Raw genomic sequence first — 12681 nt, 5'->3', positions numbered from 1 at the left:
GGGGCCCATGATCGCGGTGAACTCGCCCTGGGGGAAGGTGACGCTGACGTTGTCGAGGGCGACGACGCGGGTCTCGCCCTCCCCGTAGACCTTGTACAGGCCGGTGGCGCGGGCGGCCGCCCGGCCGGTACGGACGGCGGTTACGGACATCGTCACGAGGGCTCCCTGGAGGTGCGGGTCAAAGAATCGGAAGATTGCCTTCCCTTTACATTCTTTCAAGCGGCCCACGTCCGTTTTGTCGCTCCCGAGTACGGGCTCCCCCCGCCGTACCGGCGGTTCGGCGGGGGTGCTCCTCCTCCTCAGGTATGACCTCCGACCCTGAGATGCTGTGCGGCGACTACTCGATCGCGACGCCCCAGCGCACCGCGAGCCCGGCCAGCCCGTCCTCCACCGGCGTCCCGCCCGGCGTGAACCGCCAGACGCCGCTGCGCCGTTGGAAGGAGCCGAGGACCATCGCGCTCTGCGACACCCCGCCGGTCTCGGCCGCCCACTCGGCGGGACCGTCGGTGTCCGGGCCGAACACGCTCGCCACCGTCAGCCCGTGCACATAGCCGAGCGGCAGCACCGGCGGCTCCTCCTCCTCGGTGGACACCGCCACCACCACCTCGTCCACGCCCGGCGCCAGCCGCCCCGGCTCCAGGGTGAGCTCGGCGCGGCGCACCGGCTCGCCCGGCACCGAGCGGGTGGGGTGCAGCCGCACCGCGCCGGCCGGGTCCTGCGGGTTGTTGAAGAAGACGAAGTGCTCGTCGTCCAGCACCCGGCCGTTCGCGCACAGGAACGCCGAGACGTCCAGCTCGACGGCGTCCCCGCCGGCCGTACGGCTGCGCCAGGACAGTGCCAGCGTGCTGGTCGCGCCCTGCTCGGTCGGGTTCCCGGCGGACGAGGCCGCCGGTACGCGGTGGCCGGCGCCGTTCGTCCGCTCGCCCAGGCGCCCGCGCAGGCCCTGCTCCGCCAGCAGCTCCACCAGCTCCGGCCCGCTCACCAGGCTCAGCGGCTTGTTGCGGATGTACTCGTAGGAACCCGGCCCGAAACCCGCGGTGGTCACCAGGATGCCCTTGATCGCGCCGTGGTGGCGCACCGTCGAGTCGAGGTCGCGCACCGCGGTGGGGGAGACCGTCGAGCGATAGCGCTTGGCCTGGATGACGATCCGTCCGCCGGTCACCGGATCGAGGTCCTCGGCGACCACGTCCACCCCGACGTCACCGCTGCGCGCCGTGGTCATCACCCGGAAGCCGCGCAGCCGGAACAGCTCGGCGATCAGCTCCTCGAACTCGATCGGGTCCATCTCGAAGAGGTCCGGGTCGTCTTCGCCGCCCTGTCCGGCCACAGTGCCGCCGACCGTCTCCGGCAGCCGGTCCGGCCGCACCTCGTCCAGTCGCTCGGGGCGCGCCGACAGCACGCCGCCCAGGCCCTGGAAGCACTCCACGGCCGCCACCCGGTCCAGCGCCAGCCCGGCGAACTCGCCCCGGTCGACCGTCACCGTGGTGAGGAAGCGCTCCGCCTCCCGGCCGGTCGCCGGGTCGATGCCGCGCACGAAGCCGTTCAGCACGACCGAGGCCAGCAGCCCGTCCCCGTCCGCCCGGTACAGCTCGGCCACCACCCGCAGTGCGGTCTGCGCCAGCACCTCCCGGTACAGCGCCTTGCGCTCCGTCGCCGGGCGGGCCACCTCGGCCTCCCGGTCGTCGGACTTCACGTACCGCACCCGGGCGGTCGCCGGGACGACGTCCGGGCCCGGCAGCTCCCAGTTCACCACCAGCTGGCGGCCGGACGCCTCCCAGGCCGCCACCAGCTGTCGCGGGAAGCCCTCCGGCCAGCCCGCCGAGGCGTACAGCACCGCGGTGAAGTACTCCTGCACCGCCTCCGCCTCGCCGGACCGCAGCCGGCGCAGCAACTCCTCAGTCCGGGCGGCCCGTTGCTCGTCCTCCCGGCGGAACCGGGCCACCCACTCCAGGTACTGCCCGTGGTACTCGGCCAACCGCCGCTGCCGGTCCGCCTCCGCCGCCTGCGCCGCGTACCAGTCCTGCTCGAACCGGGCCCGCGCCTGCGCCACGTACTGCTCGTACTGCTGCCACACCCCGGGGTTGCGGGCCTGCACCGGGTCCGGCGGCGGCACCTGGTAGCGGGCCTGGTCCGGCATCGGCACCGGCTCGCCGAGCCGGCCCGGCTCGAACGGCGGCACCGGGCGCGGGGCCAGCAGGCTCTGCGCCCGGAACGCCGCGGCGCCCGCGCCGGTCGTCAGCAGACCGCGCAACTCCTCCACCCGGGCGTCCAGTTCGGCCGTCCGCCGGGCCGCCTGGGCCTCCCGGTCCTGCTGGTACGCCTTCTGCGCCTCGCGCTCGGTGCGGGCCGCGGCCTTCTGGGCCTCGCGCTGCTCCCGCTCCCGCCGGTTCTGCTCGGCGGCCTGGGCGCGCCACCGGGCCTCCTCCCGGCGCTGCTCCTGTCGCTGCGTCTCCGCCCAGACCGCCAGCACCCCGTTGTTCCGCCGCCCCGCCACGTCCACCCCTTCGTTCCACGCCGGTCCGCCGCGGCGCCCGCCTCCCGGCCGCGCCGCCGCCGCGCCCGCCACAATAGAACGTGTACCGGGGGCGCGCGCAAAGCCCCGGCGACCTGCGGCGTCGGCGGGGGGTGAACGGGCGTCAGGGGGCGGTGGCCGGCTCCCGCACGTCCGCGTACCAGCGCCACTCGGTGCGGCGCGGGCGGCCGGGCGCCGCGGCGCGGCCGGTGGTCCAGAGCAGGGTCGGCCAGGGGGCCGCGGGGTCTGCGGCGGCGGGGCCGGGCGCGGGGTCGGATGTCGCGTCCGGTGCCGCGTCCGGCATCGCGCCGGGCGTCACGTCGGGGAAGAGCCGGGCGAGGGTGCGGCGGCAGACGTCGGCCGGCGGCTGCCAGGGCAGTCCGAGGCCCTCGGCGACGTCGTGCACGTGCACCAGCGTCTCCACCAGGCTCATCGCGACGAACCCCGCCGGGTCGGCGAGCCCCCAGGGATGGAAGGCGCGGACCTCGGGGGTCCTGGCCCGGGCGATCGCGACCATCAGCCCGCCGCTCGCCTCCAGGACCTCCAGCAGGCCGTCCGGGCCGTCCTCGCGGCGGGCGAAGGCGAAGCTGTTCGGCCCGCCGGGGAAGGGGCGCCGGGCGACGAAGGGCACGTACCGGTCGCGGGGCGGCTCGGCCGGGCCGAGCTGGGCGGCGTAGGCGAGCAGGTCGTCCGCGAGGTGTTCGACGGTGGTCCAGCAGTCCCAGTCGACGCCGCCGGCCGGGCGGGACCAGTCGGCGTCGGCGGGGGCCGCGCGCAGGGTGTCCACGGCGAGCCGGAGTATGGCGGCCAGGTCGTCGGGGGTCGGGTCGCCGGGCGGCGAGGTGGGGTCCGTGCTGGTCATGCGCAGGACGGTAGCCGGTCGGGCGGGCCTTGCCCAGCGATGCCCCTGGGGGTATCTCTGCTACAGTCGACAGTGCCCGGTGGATACCCCTGGGGGTAAAAAGCCCAGCGAAGGAGAGGCACGTGTTCTTCGTCGACGCCCCGGAGATCGAGGGCCGCGACACCTTCACCTCCGCCGTCGGGGCCGGCCCCACCGTCGTCACCGCCTGACCGCCCTCCCGGCACGGCACCACCCCCCCGCAGGAGCACCACCATGCACCACCACCGCCCCGCCCCGGCCGCCCGTATACCGGCCGACCCCCGCCCGGCCCGCCCCCACCTCCCGGGGTGGTGCCGATGACCACCCTGCTGCTGGCACTCGCCGCCGGAGCGGTCGTCGGACTGGTCCTCGGCGGGCTCGGCGGAGGCGGCGGCATCCTGGCCGTCCCCGCGCTGATCTACCTGCTCGGACTCTCCCCGGCCGCCGCCACCACCGCCGCCCTGCTGATCGTGCTCGCCACCTCGATCTCCGCGATCGTCGCCCACATGCGGGCCGGCACCATCCGCTGGCGCACCGCCCTCGCCTTCGCCGCCGCCGGCCTGCTGCCCGCCGCCCTCACCGGCGCCGCCGCCGCCAGGCTGCCGCAGAGCCTGCTCACCGCGGCCTTCGCCCTGGTCGCCGCGCTCGCCGCCGTCCGCATGCTGCGCCCGCCCCGCCCGGCGTCGGCCGACGGACCGGCTGCGACGGACGGGTCGGCCGCGGGCGACGGACCGGCTGCGGCCGACGCACCGGTGCCCGCCGGTGCCCGCCCCGGGCGGGCGGCCGCCTCCGGGGCCGGACTCGGCGCGCTGACCGGCCTGCTCGGCGTGGGCGGCGGCTTCCTGGCCGTGCCGGCACTGGTCGGCGCGGTCGGGCTCTCGATGGAGGCCGCCGTCGGCACCAGCCTCCCGGTGATCGCCGTCAACGCCTCCGCCTCGCTCGTCACCCGCGGTGGCGGCGCGGCCGGACTCGACTGGGCGGTGATCGCCCCGTTCACCGCCGCCGCGGTACTCGGCGCCTGGGACGGCAAGCGGCTCGCCGCCCGCCTCTCCGGGGCCGTCCTCCAGCGGACCTTCGCCGCCCTGCTGCTCGGCGTCGCCGCCGTGATGGGCGCCGACGCCCTGCTCTGACCCCTGACCACCTCGTTCCCCTTCTTCCCTACCGCAAGGAGCCTCCATGGCCGCCCTCACCGAGCTCACCCCGGCCCAGGCGCACCCCCGCCTCGCCGCCCTCACCGTCGTCGACGTCCGCAGCCCGGGCGAGTACGCCGCCGGTCACGTCCCCGGCGCCCTGAACATCCCGCTCGACCGGCTCGACCTCGCCCTCCCGGCCCTGCGCACGGTCGCCGCGCGCGGCGAACTCCTCGTCGTCTGCGCCTCCGGCAACCGCTCGGGCCGGGCCTGCGAGGCGCTGGCCGCGGCCGGCATCCCCGCCGCCACGCTGGTCGGCGGCACCAGCGCCTGGGCAGCCGCCGGACACGAGGTGCAGCGGCCCGAGGGCGCCCCGGCGCGGGCACCCTGGGCGATGGACCGGCAGGTCCGCTTCGCGGCGGGCGGGCTGGTGCTGGCCGGCGTGGTCGTCGACCTCGTCCGCCCCGGGGCCCGCTGGGTCTCGGCGGCGGTCGGCGCGGGCCTGGTCTTCTCGGCCGTGACCAACACCTGCGCGATGGGCTCGCTGCTCTCCCGCCTGCCGTACAACCGCCCCCGCCCCGGCCAGGCCGCGGACCTCGAAGCCACCCTCGCCACCCTCACCGAGGCCCACTGACCGCACCCGCGCTCCGCACCCGCGCTCCGCTCCGCCGCCGACCCGGGTCGGCGGCGGAGCCGTTCCCGGCCTGCCCGGCCCGCGCACCCACCCCCACCCGCCGCCGGAAGCGGGACTCTCCCGGCTGTCGGTGGCGGAGGGTAGCCTCGGAGGTTCGGACGGTGTGCGGCGAGGTGGCGGGTGAGCGTGGCGGGCGGCTGGGTGTCCACCGGGTTGGGGTGGCGGGACGGGCGGGCCGTGCTGAGCGCGGTGCACGGGCGGCGGGTGCACGAGCGCGAGGTGGTGTCCGGGGTGGAGGTCGGCTGGCTGGTCGGCGGCCCGCGCCGCTGCATCGGGGCGTGGCTGGAGGGGCAGGACGAGCGCACGCCCTGCCCGCACCACTCCGTGATCGCGCCGGACGGCGCCGCCGTGCAGTGCGCCTCCTGCCAGAGCGTGGACCGCGGGCTGGCGCTGGCCCGGGACCAGATCCTCGACGACGGCCGCACCTACCGGCTGTACCTCGCCTGGTTCGGCGAGGGGCTGCTCAAGGTCGGGCTGACCGCCGAGCAGCGCGGCACCAGCCGACTGCTCGAACAGGGCGCGCTCGCTTGGACGTTCGCCGCCCGGGGCGCGCTGCCCGCTGTCCGCCGGGCCGAACTGACCGTGGCCGCCTCGGGGTTGGCCCGGGAGCGGTTCAAGAGCCGGGTGAAGGTGGACCACTGGTGGGAGCACGGTGATGCCGACCACCGCCGCGCCCTGCTCACCGACGCCCGGGCCCGGGCGCACGAGCTGCTGCGCGGGCACGGCGTCGAACTGCTGGCGGACCACCCGGTCACCGACCACGTCGGGGTCTTCGGGCTGACCGGCGGTGCCCCCGCCGTGTACCGCGCGGTCGAGGGGCTGGCGGACGGCGCGGTGCTGACCGGGCGGCTGCGCCCGCCGATCGGCCGGCACCTGCTGCTCGACCAGCCGGACGGCGCCGCGCCGCTGCTCCTGGACACCCGGCTGCTGACCGGCTGGACGCTCGCCCCGGCGGCCGGGCGGCCGTCCTCGGGCCTGACGCTGAGCGAGCGGGTCCGCCCCGCCGAGCCGGACACCCAGGAGGTGCTCTTCTGAGCGGGCGGGCGCTCGACCTCGGTGGTTGCGTATAAAAACCGGCGCGCCTAGGCTCAGTCCTGCCTGGTTGCGCTTCGCTACCGCCTGGCTGTCCGCTGCCCGCGCGAGAGGCCCGCCATGATCGCCGCCCACGAGACCTTCGACGGCACGTTCCCCTACCGCCCGCACTTCAGCACCGCGCCGGGCTTCCCGATGCACTACGTCGACGAGGGCACCGGCCCGGTCGTCCTCTGCCTGCACGGCGAGCCCACCTGGGGCTACCTCTTCCGGGACGTCGTGCGCCGCCTCGCGCCCGCCCACCGGGTCGTCGTCCCGGACCACATGGGGTTCGGCAAGAGCGCGACGCCCGCCGGCCGCACCTACTGGCTGCAGGACCACATCGACAACGTGGAGGCGTTCGTCCTGGACCTCGGTCTGCGCGGGATCACCCTCGTCGGGCACGACTTCGGCGGGCCGGTCGGCATGGGCCTCGCGGCCCGCCGGCCCGAGCTGATCGCCCGGGTGATCGGTGTCAACGGGCCCACCCCGTTCGGGCAGCCCGGCCTCGGTGACGCGCTGACCGCCAACGCCGCCGACTCCCCGTGGTTCCGCTGGATCGCCCGGGCGCACGCCGACGGCACGCTGGACCCGGTGCTCGGCTCCCTCGACGTCACCATCCTCGGCACACTCAGGCTCAACGGCTTCGAGAACCCCGCCCTCGCCACCGACACCTGGCTGCGCGCGTACGGGGCGCCGTTCCCGAACGCGGCCGAGAGCATCGGCGCGATCGGCTGGGCAAAGGGCTTCGCCACCGGCGCCCACCGCTTCGAGCAGCCCGACGCGGCGGCCCGCGCCGCGCTGGCGGCCGTCCCGGCGCTGGCCCTGTGGGGCACCGCCGACCGGACGCTGAACGCCCGCCACTTCCTGCCGCTGTTCCGGGAGGCCTTCCCCACCGGTCGGGTGGTCGAACTCCCGGGCGTCGGCCACTACAGCCCGGAGGACGCCCCGGAGGCCGTCGCCGACCACCTCGCCCGCTTCCTCGCCGACACCGCGGACACGGTGGCCGCCTGAGCCAGGGCCGTGGCACGCCCTCGCCCGCGTGGACCGCGAGCAGCAGCCCGTCGACCGCCGCTCCCGACCCCCGCCGGGTCCCCGCACCCGCCGACCACGCGACGTCAACACCGTCGCCCGCCGCGTCCAGGCCGAGCCGCGCGCGGTGGGGGTCACGCAGGCTGTCCCGTCCCGCTGAAGGCGGCCCTCGCCCACCGCGCGGAGGCGTCCCCCGCGCGGTGGACGAAGCCGTCCCGGATCAGCTGCAGCACGCTCCCCGACCGAACTCCGGGATCGGATCGAGCGCCGCTCAGACCACCGCCCCGTTGTGGTCGCGCTCCCGTGCCGCGCCGACCGTGTGCGGCGTCCGTGCTTCCCGCGTCGTCCGGGCCTGCCGGCCTTCCCGCGGCCGGTCCGGGAACCGTCCCTGGAGCAGCACGACCACCGGCATCGCGGTGAACACCGTCGACGCCGTGCCCACCAGGATCCCGGCCAGCAGCGCCACCGAGAAGTCGGCGAGCGAGTCGCCGCCGAGCACCGCCAGGGCCACCAGGACGAACAGCGCCCCCATGCCGGTGTTCACCGTCCGGGGGAGGGTCTGCGCCACGGCGCGGTCCGCGAGGTCCGCCCAGCTCGCCTTCGTCCCGGTGCGGCGCAGCTCGCGCAGCCGGTCCAGGACCACCACCGTGTCGTTGACCGAGTACCCGACGATGGTGAGCAGCGCGGCGAGGAAGACGCTGTCCACCGGCTTGCCCAGCCAGGCGAAGAGGCCGAGGACGAGCAGCAGGTCCTGCGTCATCGCGATCACCGCGGCGGCCGCGAAGGTCCACCGGAAGCGGATCGTGAGGTAGAGCAGCTGGGCGGCGACCGCGAGCCCGAGCGCGGCCAGCGCGTAGCCGCGCAGTTCGCTGCCGAGGCTCGGGCCGATCAGCTCGTCGCGCTCCACGGACAGTTCGCCGGTGACGCCGGTGAGCGCCTGCCGGATGCGCTGCTGCTGGTCGTCGCCGGTCTCCTTGGTACGGACGGACACGCCGGTGTCGCCGGTGGTCTGCACCACGGCCTGCGGGAATCCGGCGCCGACCACCGCCGCACGGGCGGCGTCCGCGTCGACCCGCTGCGCGGCGGTGTACTGCGCCACCCGGCCGCCGGTGAACTCGACGCCGAAGTCCAGGCCGCGCCCGCCGATCCCGGCCAGGGCGAGCAGCAGCAGGCCGGCGCAGGCGCCCAGCCAGCGCCGGCGGTGGCGCATCAGCCGGGGCGGGCGCCGGGTCAGCCGGGTCCGGAGCCGGCCGACGGTGGCCATGCCGGTCAGGGCGGGCCGCCGGGCGACGGCCGGCCGTCGCACCGCCCACTCGGCGAGCAGCCGGGTGATCAGCATGGCCGAGAACATCGAGGCCAGCACGCCGATCGAGAGCGTCACCCCGAAGCCCTTGACCGGGCCGGTGGCGAACACGAAGAGCAGCCCGGCGGCGAGCAGCGTCGTCACATTGGAGTCGGCCACCGCGCTCCACGCCTTCGCGAACCCGACGCGCAGCGGGCGCCGCAGGTCGCGTTCCTTGCCGCGGCCGGCCGCCCGGGGCGCGGTGTACTCCTCCCTGGCCCGTTCGAAGACCAGCACGTTGGCGTCCACCGCCATGCCGATGGCGAGTACGAAGCCAGCCAGCCCGGGCAGGGTGAGGGTCGCGCCGAGCGCGACCACGGCGGCGTACGAGATCAGTCCGTAGAGGGCGAGCGCGACGGTGGCCAGCACCCCGAGCAGGCGGTACACCGCGATGATGAAGGCCGCGGTGCAGAGCAGGCCGATGGCCGCGGCCAGGGCGCTGGCCCGGATCGCCTCGGCGCCGAGGGTGGGGCCGACGGTGCTCTGCTCGATCACCGTCACCGGGACGGGCAGGGCACCGCCCTTCACCAGGGCCGCCAGATCGCGGGCCTCCTCGGCCGAGAAGCCACCCGTGATCTGGGTCGAACCGCCGGTGATCCCCTGGCCGCAGGGCACACTGTTCTGGACGCCGGGGGCGGACAGGACGCGGTCGTCGAGCACGATGGCGACCCGGCGGGCGGGGTCGCCCGGCGCGGCGCACGCCGCCTCCCCGGTGAGCCGGGCCCAGGCGTCGCCGGCCGAGCCGCGGAAGGAGAGGTCGATGCTCCAGCCGAGGCCCGTCCGGCTGTCGAGGACGGCCGAGGCGTCCTTGACGCCGTCACCGGTCAGCGCCGGCGGGCCCAGCCGCAGGTGGCCGCCGGGCAGGCCGGGGTCGGCGAGGACCCGGGAGCCGTCCGCCGCGGGGGGCCCGGCCGGGCCGTCGGCGGTCGCGGTGACGGGGTGGAAGGTGAGCTGGGCGGTGCGGCCGATGACCCCGGCGGCCTCGCGGGGGTCCTGGACGCCGGGGAGTTCGACGACGATGCGCCGCTCCCCGGCACGGGCGAGCGAAGCTTCGGCGACGCCGAGTCCGTCGACCCGGCGGCGCAGCACCTCCAGCGCCCGGTCGGTGGCGTCCGCGTCGGCGCGGACGGTGGGCGAGTCCTGGGTCTCCAGGACGATCCGGGTGCCGCCGCGCAGGTCGAGACCGAGACGGGGCGGGGTGGTCAGGGCGACGTAGAGCGAGACACCGACGACGGCGAGCGCGACGAGCGCGCGCCAGAACGTGGCACGGCGAGTAGACATGGGTACTCCACGGGCGGTCCGCGGGAGCCGGGCGTCCGCGGGGGACGCCGCACCCGGGACGGGCGGACGCAAGGGAACGGCGCGCCGCCGGGAACGCCCCGGGCCGCGGGCAGGCCGCGGCACCCGGGGTCGGCGGGCGCGGTGGAACGTCAGCTGGACCGGGTGGAGGGGGGACCGCGGGTGTGGCGGGGGTCGTAGTGGCCGGGCGGCGGCGCCCGCTCCTGGCGCGGCCCCGGCGCGTACACCCCGGACCGGGGCCGGGGGACGTCCGTCCGGGCGGGCGGGAGCGCGACCGGCGGAAACACGGGCAGCCGGACGCCGGGCTCGGCGGCGGTCGTCCGCCGCAGGGCGACGTCGAAGCCGGGACGGTCCGCGGCGCGCCGCACCTCCGCACCCGACGGGCCGAGCCGCACGGCGGCGACGGCCGGCGGCGCGTCGGACGCCGGCTGCGCCGCGCCCGTCGCCGTACCGAGGAGGACCTGGCAGACGGCCCAGGCCGCGAGCAACGCGCAGGACAGCGCGGCCGCCGCGGCCCGACGCACACGTCGCTCCACTCCGGCCCCCTCCCCGCTCACGCCGTCACCCGGCCCCGCCCGCAAGAACCTCTCACTCTAGGCGACGCCACCGCCGTGCGGGCAGGTCCGGGCCGCAAAGCGGACCGGCCGGGTCCGGGGTCACGGTCCGGCGGGCGCCGGCGTCGGCCGCGGAGCCGATCTGCGGACCGTCCGGGACGCCGTCGGCACTGCCGGGCGGACGCCCTCGCACGGCTGGCCCGCCGGTCGCTGGCCGCTGGCCGCCGGTCGACGCCGAGGCCGAACTCGCCCACGACGCAGTGCTCCGCTCCGGCCGCTACCGCCGTACCGCCCGGGGCCGTTGCCGAGGAGGCCGGGTTGCTCCTCCCGGTGCTGACCGATCGCGACGGGAAGACGGTTCAGCGCTGGAGGGAGGCGAGCCAGGAGGTCAGCAGGCGGTTCACCTCCTCGGGGCGCTCCTGCTGGATCCAGTGCCCGCAGCCGTCCAGGATGTGGGTGGAGGCCAGGCCGGGGAGGGTGGCCGGGAAGGCGTCGATCGCGTCGGCCATCCACGTGGTGGAGGCGTCCAGGGCGCCGCCGATGAACAGGGACGGCTGCTCGATCGGGGCGCCGCGGTACTCGGCGAGGTCCTCCCAGTCGCGGTCCATGGCGCGGTAGCGGTTGAGGGCGCCGGTCATGCCGGTGCGCTCGAACTCCCCGGCGTACACGTCGAGGTCGTCCTCGGTCAGCCAGGCGGGCAGCCTGCCGCCGGGGAAGCGGTCGCGCAGCCGGCCGCCGGCGCGGGTCACGAAGTGGGGGTCGGGCTCGCCACGGGTGGGCATGGTGTCGGCGGACATGGCCGCGTAGAAGCCGGCGAGCCAGCCCCGGAGGTCGGGCTCCATCTCCGCTTCGGCCCGGCCGGGTTCCTGGAAGTACGAGACGTAGAACTCCTGGTCGCCGCCCATCCGCGCGAAGACGTCGGTGGGGCGGGGGCCGCCGGGCGGCGCGTAGGGGACGCTCAGGAGTCCGACGGCGCGGAAGACCTCGGGGTGGAGCAGGGCGGAGGCCGCCGCGATGCCGGAGCCCCAGTCGTGCCCGACGACCACCGCCTGCTCCTCGCCCAGGGCGCGCACCAGCGCGACGTTGTCCGCCACCAGGTCGAGCATCCGGTAGGCGTCCGTCGCGGCTGGCCTGGAGGAGCGGCCGTAGCCGCGCACGTCGAGCGCCACCGCCCGGTACCCCGCCGCGGCGAGGGCCGGGAGCTGGCGGCGCCAGGAGTACCAGGACTCGGGGAAGCCGTGGACGAGGAGGAGCAGCGGTCCGGTGCCCTGTTCGACCAGGTGCAGGCGCCCGGCGGGGGCCTCGACGGTGCGGTGGCGCAGGTCGGCGGACGATGCGGGCTGGTGCATGGCTTCTCCTCGGTTCACGGGTGGCCGCGGTTGCCCACCGATCCTGCGGCGCGGCGGCCACCCGATGCGAGCATCCTTGCCATTCTGGCAAACTGGCAGGACAGGGCGGTGGAGGCGGCACGGCCGGAGGGAGCGGGGCGACGGTGACGGACGACGGCACGGCCGACACGCCGGCGGCCATGGGCCATCGGCTGCGGACCGCGCGCGAGCAGCGCGGCGCCACGCTCACCGACGTGAGCCGCGCGACCGGCATCTCGCTCAGCACGCTGTCGCGGATCGAGACCGGTCGGCGCAAGCCGACCCTGGAGGTGCTGCTGCGGCTCGCGAAGGCGTACGGCAGCTCCCTGGACGAGCTGGCCGGCATCGCACCCGTCGCCGCGGGCGGACCGCGCATCCCGGTGCCGCAGCGCGCCGGCGGCGACAAGGTGGTGCTGCCGTTGACCCGGTACGTGGGAGGCCTGCACGCCCACAAGCACGTCCTGCCCGCCGTCGACGCCCCGCCGGCCCGGCCGCGGCAGGTCTCCCACGACGGGTACGAATGGCTGTGCGTCCTGTACGGACGGCTGTGGCTGGCGCTCGGTGAGCAGGACCTCGTCCTGAGCGCCGGGGAGGTGGCCGAGTTCGACACCCGCACCGCCCACGGAGTCGCGAACGCCGGACCCGGCGGACCGGTCGAGTACCTGATCATGTTCGGGCCGCAGGGGGAGCGCCTACGGTCGCGCACCCCGGCCCTCGGCCGTGGGGCCCGGTAGGGCGGAGCACTGCATCCGGGCCCCTGCCACCAGGGCCGAGCGTGTTGCGGAGCGGTTGAACACCTC

10 protein-coding genes and 1 pseudogene are annotated in these 12681 nt (G+C 76.4%); 5 read left to right on the top strand and 6 right to left on the bottom strand.

What is annotated here, in order from left to right; translation table 11 throughout:
* From ABZW10_RS07995 to ABZW10_RS07985, 3 genes and pseudogenes are all read right to left on the bottom strand, one after another.
* Positions 1-156 (bottom strand): annotated as a pseudogene (locus tag ABZW10_RS07995) (ABC transporter ATP-binding protein); the annotation flags it as partial.
* Positions 157-337: 181 nt separating this feature from the next.
* The gene (locus ABZW10_RS07990) at positions 338-2494 is read right to left on the bottom strand and encodes a restriction endonuclease (RefSeq protein WP_355361525.1); all 2157 of its coding nucleotides are present in this window, start codon (positions 2492-2494) and stop codon (positions 338-340) included.
* 142 nt (positions 2495-2636) lie between these two features.
* Positions 2637-3374 carry a maleylpyruvate isomerase N-terminal domain-containing protein gene (locus tag ABZW10_RS07985; protein ID WP_355361523.1) on the bottom strand — a complete coding sequence of 246 codons (738 nt, stop codon included), beginning with the start codon at positions 3372-3374 and terminating at the stop codon, positions 2637-2639.
* A gap of 335 nt (positions 3375-3709) precedes the next feature.
* Here ABZW10_RS07985 and ABZW10_RS07980 point away from each other — a divergent pair, with 335 nt between their 5' ends.
* The 4 genes from ABZW10_RS07980 to ABZW10_RS07965 all read left to right on the top strand — a co-directional run bounded on the left by ABZW10_RS07980 (position 3710) and on the right by ABZW10_RS07965 (position 7301).
* On the top strand, positions 3710-4522 hold the full coding sequence (locus ABZW10_RS07980) for a sulfite exporter TauE/SafE family protein (protein ID WP_355361521.1): 813 nt from the start codon (positions 3710-3712) through the stop codon (positions 4520-4522).
* A gap of 46 nt (positions 4523-4568) precedes the next feature.
* Entirely contained in the window at positions 4569-5156 is a 588-nt protein-coding gene (locus tag ABZW10_RS07975) for a rhodanese-like domain-containing protein (protein ID WP_355361519.1), read from the top strand.
* 180 nt (positions 5157-5336) lie between these two features.
* Positions 5337-6251 carry a DUF2797 domain-containing protein gene (locus tag ABZW10_RS07970; protein ID WP_355361517.1) on the top strand — a complete coding sequence of 305 codons (915 nt, stop codon included), beginning with the start codon at positions 5337-5339 and terminating at the stop codon, positions 6249-6251.
* A 117-nt stretch (positions 6252-6368) separates the two neighbouring features.
* A complete protein-coding gene (locus ABZW10_RS07965) occupies positions 6369-7301 on the top strand; it encodes an alpha/beta fold hydrolase (RefSeq protein WP_355361515.1) in 933 nt (310 codons plus the stop codon).
* A gap of 289 nt (positions 7302-7590) precedes the next feature.
* Here the strand turns inward: ABZW10_RS07965 and secD are convergent, their stop codons facing one another.
* The 3 genes from secD to ABZW10_RS07950 all read right to left on the bottom strand — a co-directional run bounded on the left by secD (position 7591) and on the right by ABZW10_RS07950 (position 11863).
* Positions 7591-9942 (bottom strand): protein translocase subunit SecD, encoded by a 2352-nt coding sequence (gene secD / locus ABZW10_RS07960; RefSeq protein ID WP_355361513.1) that lies wholly within the window; start codon positions 9940-9942, stop codon positions 7591-7593.
* A 149-nt stretch (positions 9943-10091) separates the two neighbouring features.
* Positions 10092-10496 carry a hypothetical protein gene (locus ABZW10_RS07955; RefSeq protein ID WP_355361511.1) on the bottom strand — a complete coding sequence of 135 codons (405 nt, stop codon included), beginning with the start codon at positions 10494-10496 and terminating at the stop codon, positions 10092-10094.
* 377 nt (positions 10497-10873) lie between these two features.
* Complete coding sequence (locus ABZW10_RS07950; protein ID WP_355361509.1) at positions 10874-11863, bottom strand: alpha/beta hydrolase; 990 nt, start codon at positions 11861-11863, stop codon at positions 10874-10876.
* A 179-nt stretch (positions 11864-12042) separates the two neighbouring features.
* On the opposite strand from ABZW10_RS07950, the gene ABZW10_RS07945 reads away from it, so the two are divergent.
* Positions 12043-12615: a helix-turn-helix domain-containing protein gene (locus tag ABZW10_RS07945; RefSeq protein ID WP_355361555.1), complete on the top strand. Its 573-nt coding sequence runs from the start codon at positions 12043-12045 to the stop codon at positions 12613-12615.
* The last annotated feature ends 66 nt before the right edge of the window (positions 12616-12681 follow it).

The organism is Kitasatospora sp. NPDC004723 (assembly GCF_040609255.1).
GTDB lineage: Bacteria > Actinomycetota > Actinomycetes > Streptomycetales > Streptomycetaceae > Kitasatospora.
The sequence above is the reverse complement of the archived record's forward strand: the minus strand, read 5'-3'. Positions and strand labels throughout refer to the sequence as shown.

Coding starts and splice junctions, on each gene's coding strand:
- ABZW10_RS07975 (WP_355361519.1), top strand. CDS start 4,569: ATGGCCGCCCTCACCGAGCTCACCCCGGCCCAGGCGCACCCCCGCCTC.
- ABZW10_RS07985 (WP_355361523.1), bottom strand. CDS start 3,374: ATGACCAGCACGGACCCCACCTCGCCGCCCGGCGACCCGACCCCCGAC.
- ABZW10_RS07945 (WP_355361555.1), top strand. CDS start 12,043: ATGGGCCATCGGCTGCGGACCGCGCGCGAGCAGCGCGGCGCCACGCTC.
- secD (WP_355361513.1), bottom strand. CDS start 9,942: ATGTCTACTCGCCGTGCCACGTTCTGGCGCGCGCTCGTCGCGCTCGCC.
- ABZW10_RS07950 (WP_355361509.1), bottom strand. CDS start 11,863: ATGCACCAGCCCGCATCGTCCGCCGACCTGCGCCACCGCACCGTCGAG.
- ABZW10_RS07965 (WP_355361515.1), top strand. CDS start 6,369: ATGATCGCCGCCCACGAGACCTTCGACGGCACGTTCCCCTACCGCCCG.
- ABZW10_RS07980 (WP_355361521.1), top strand. CDS start 3,710: ATGACCACCCTGCTGCTGGCACTCGCCGCCGGAGCGGTCGTCGGACTG.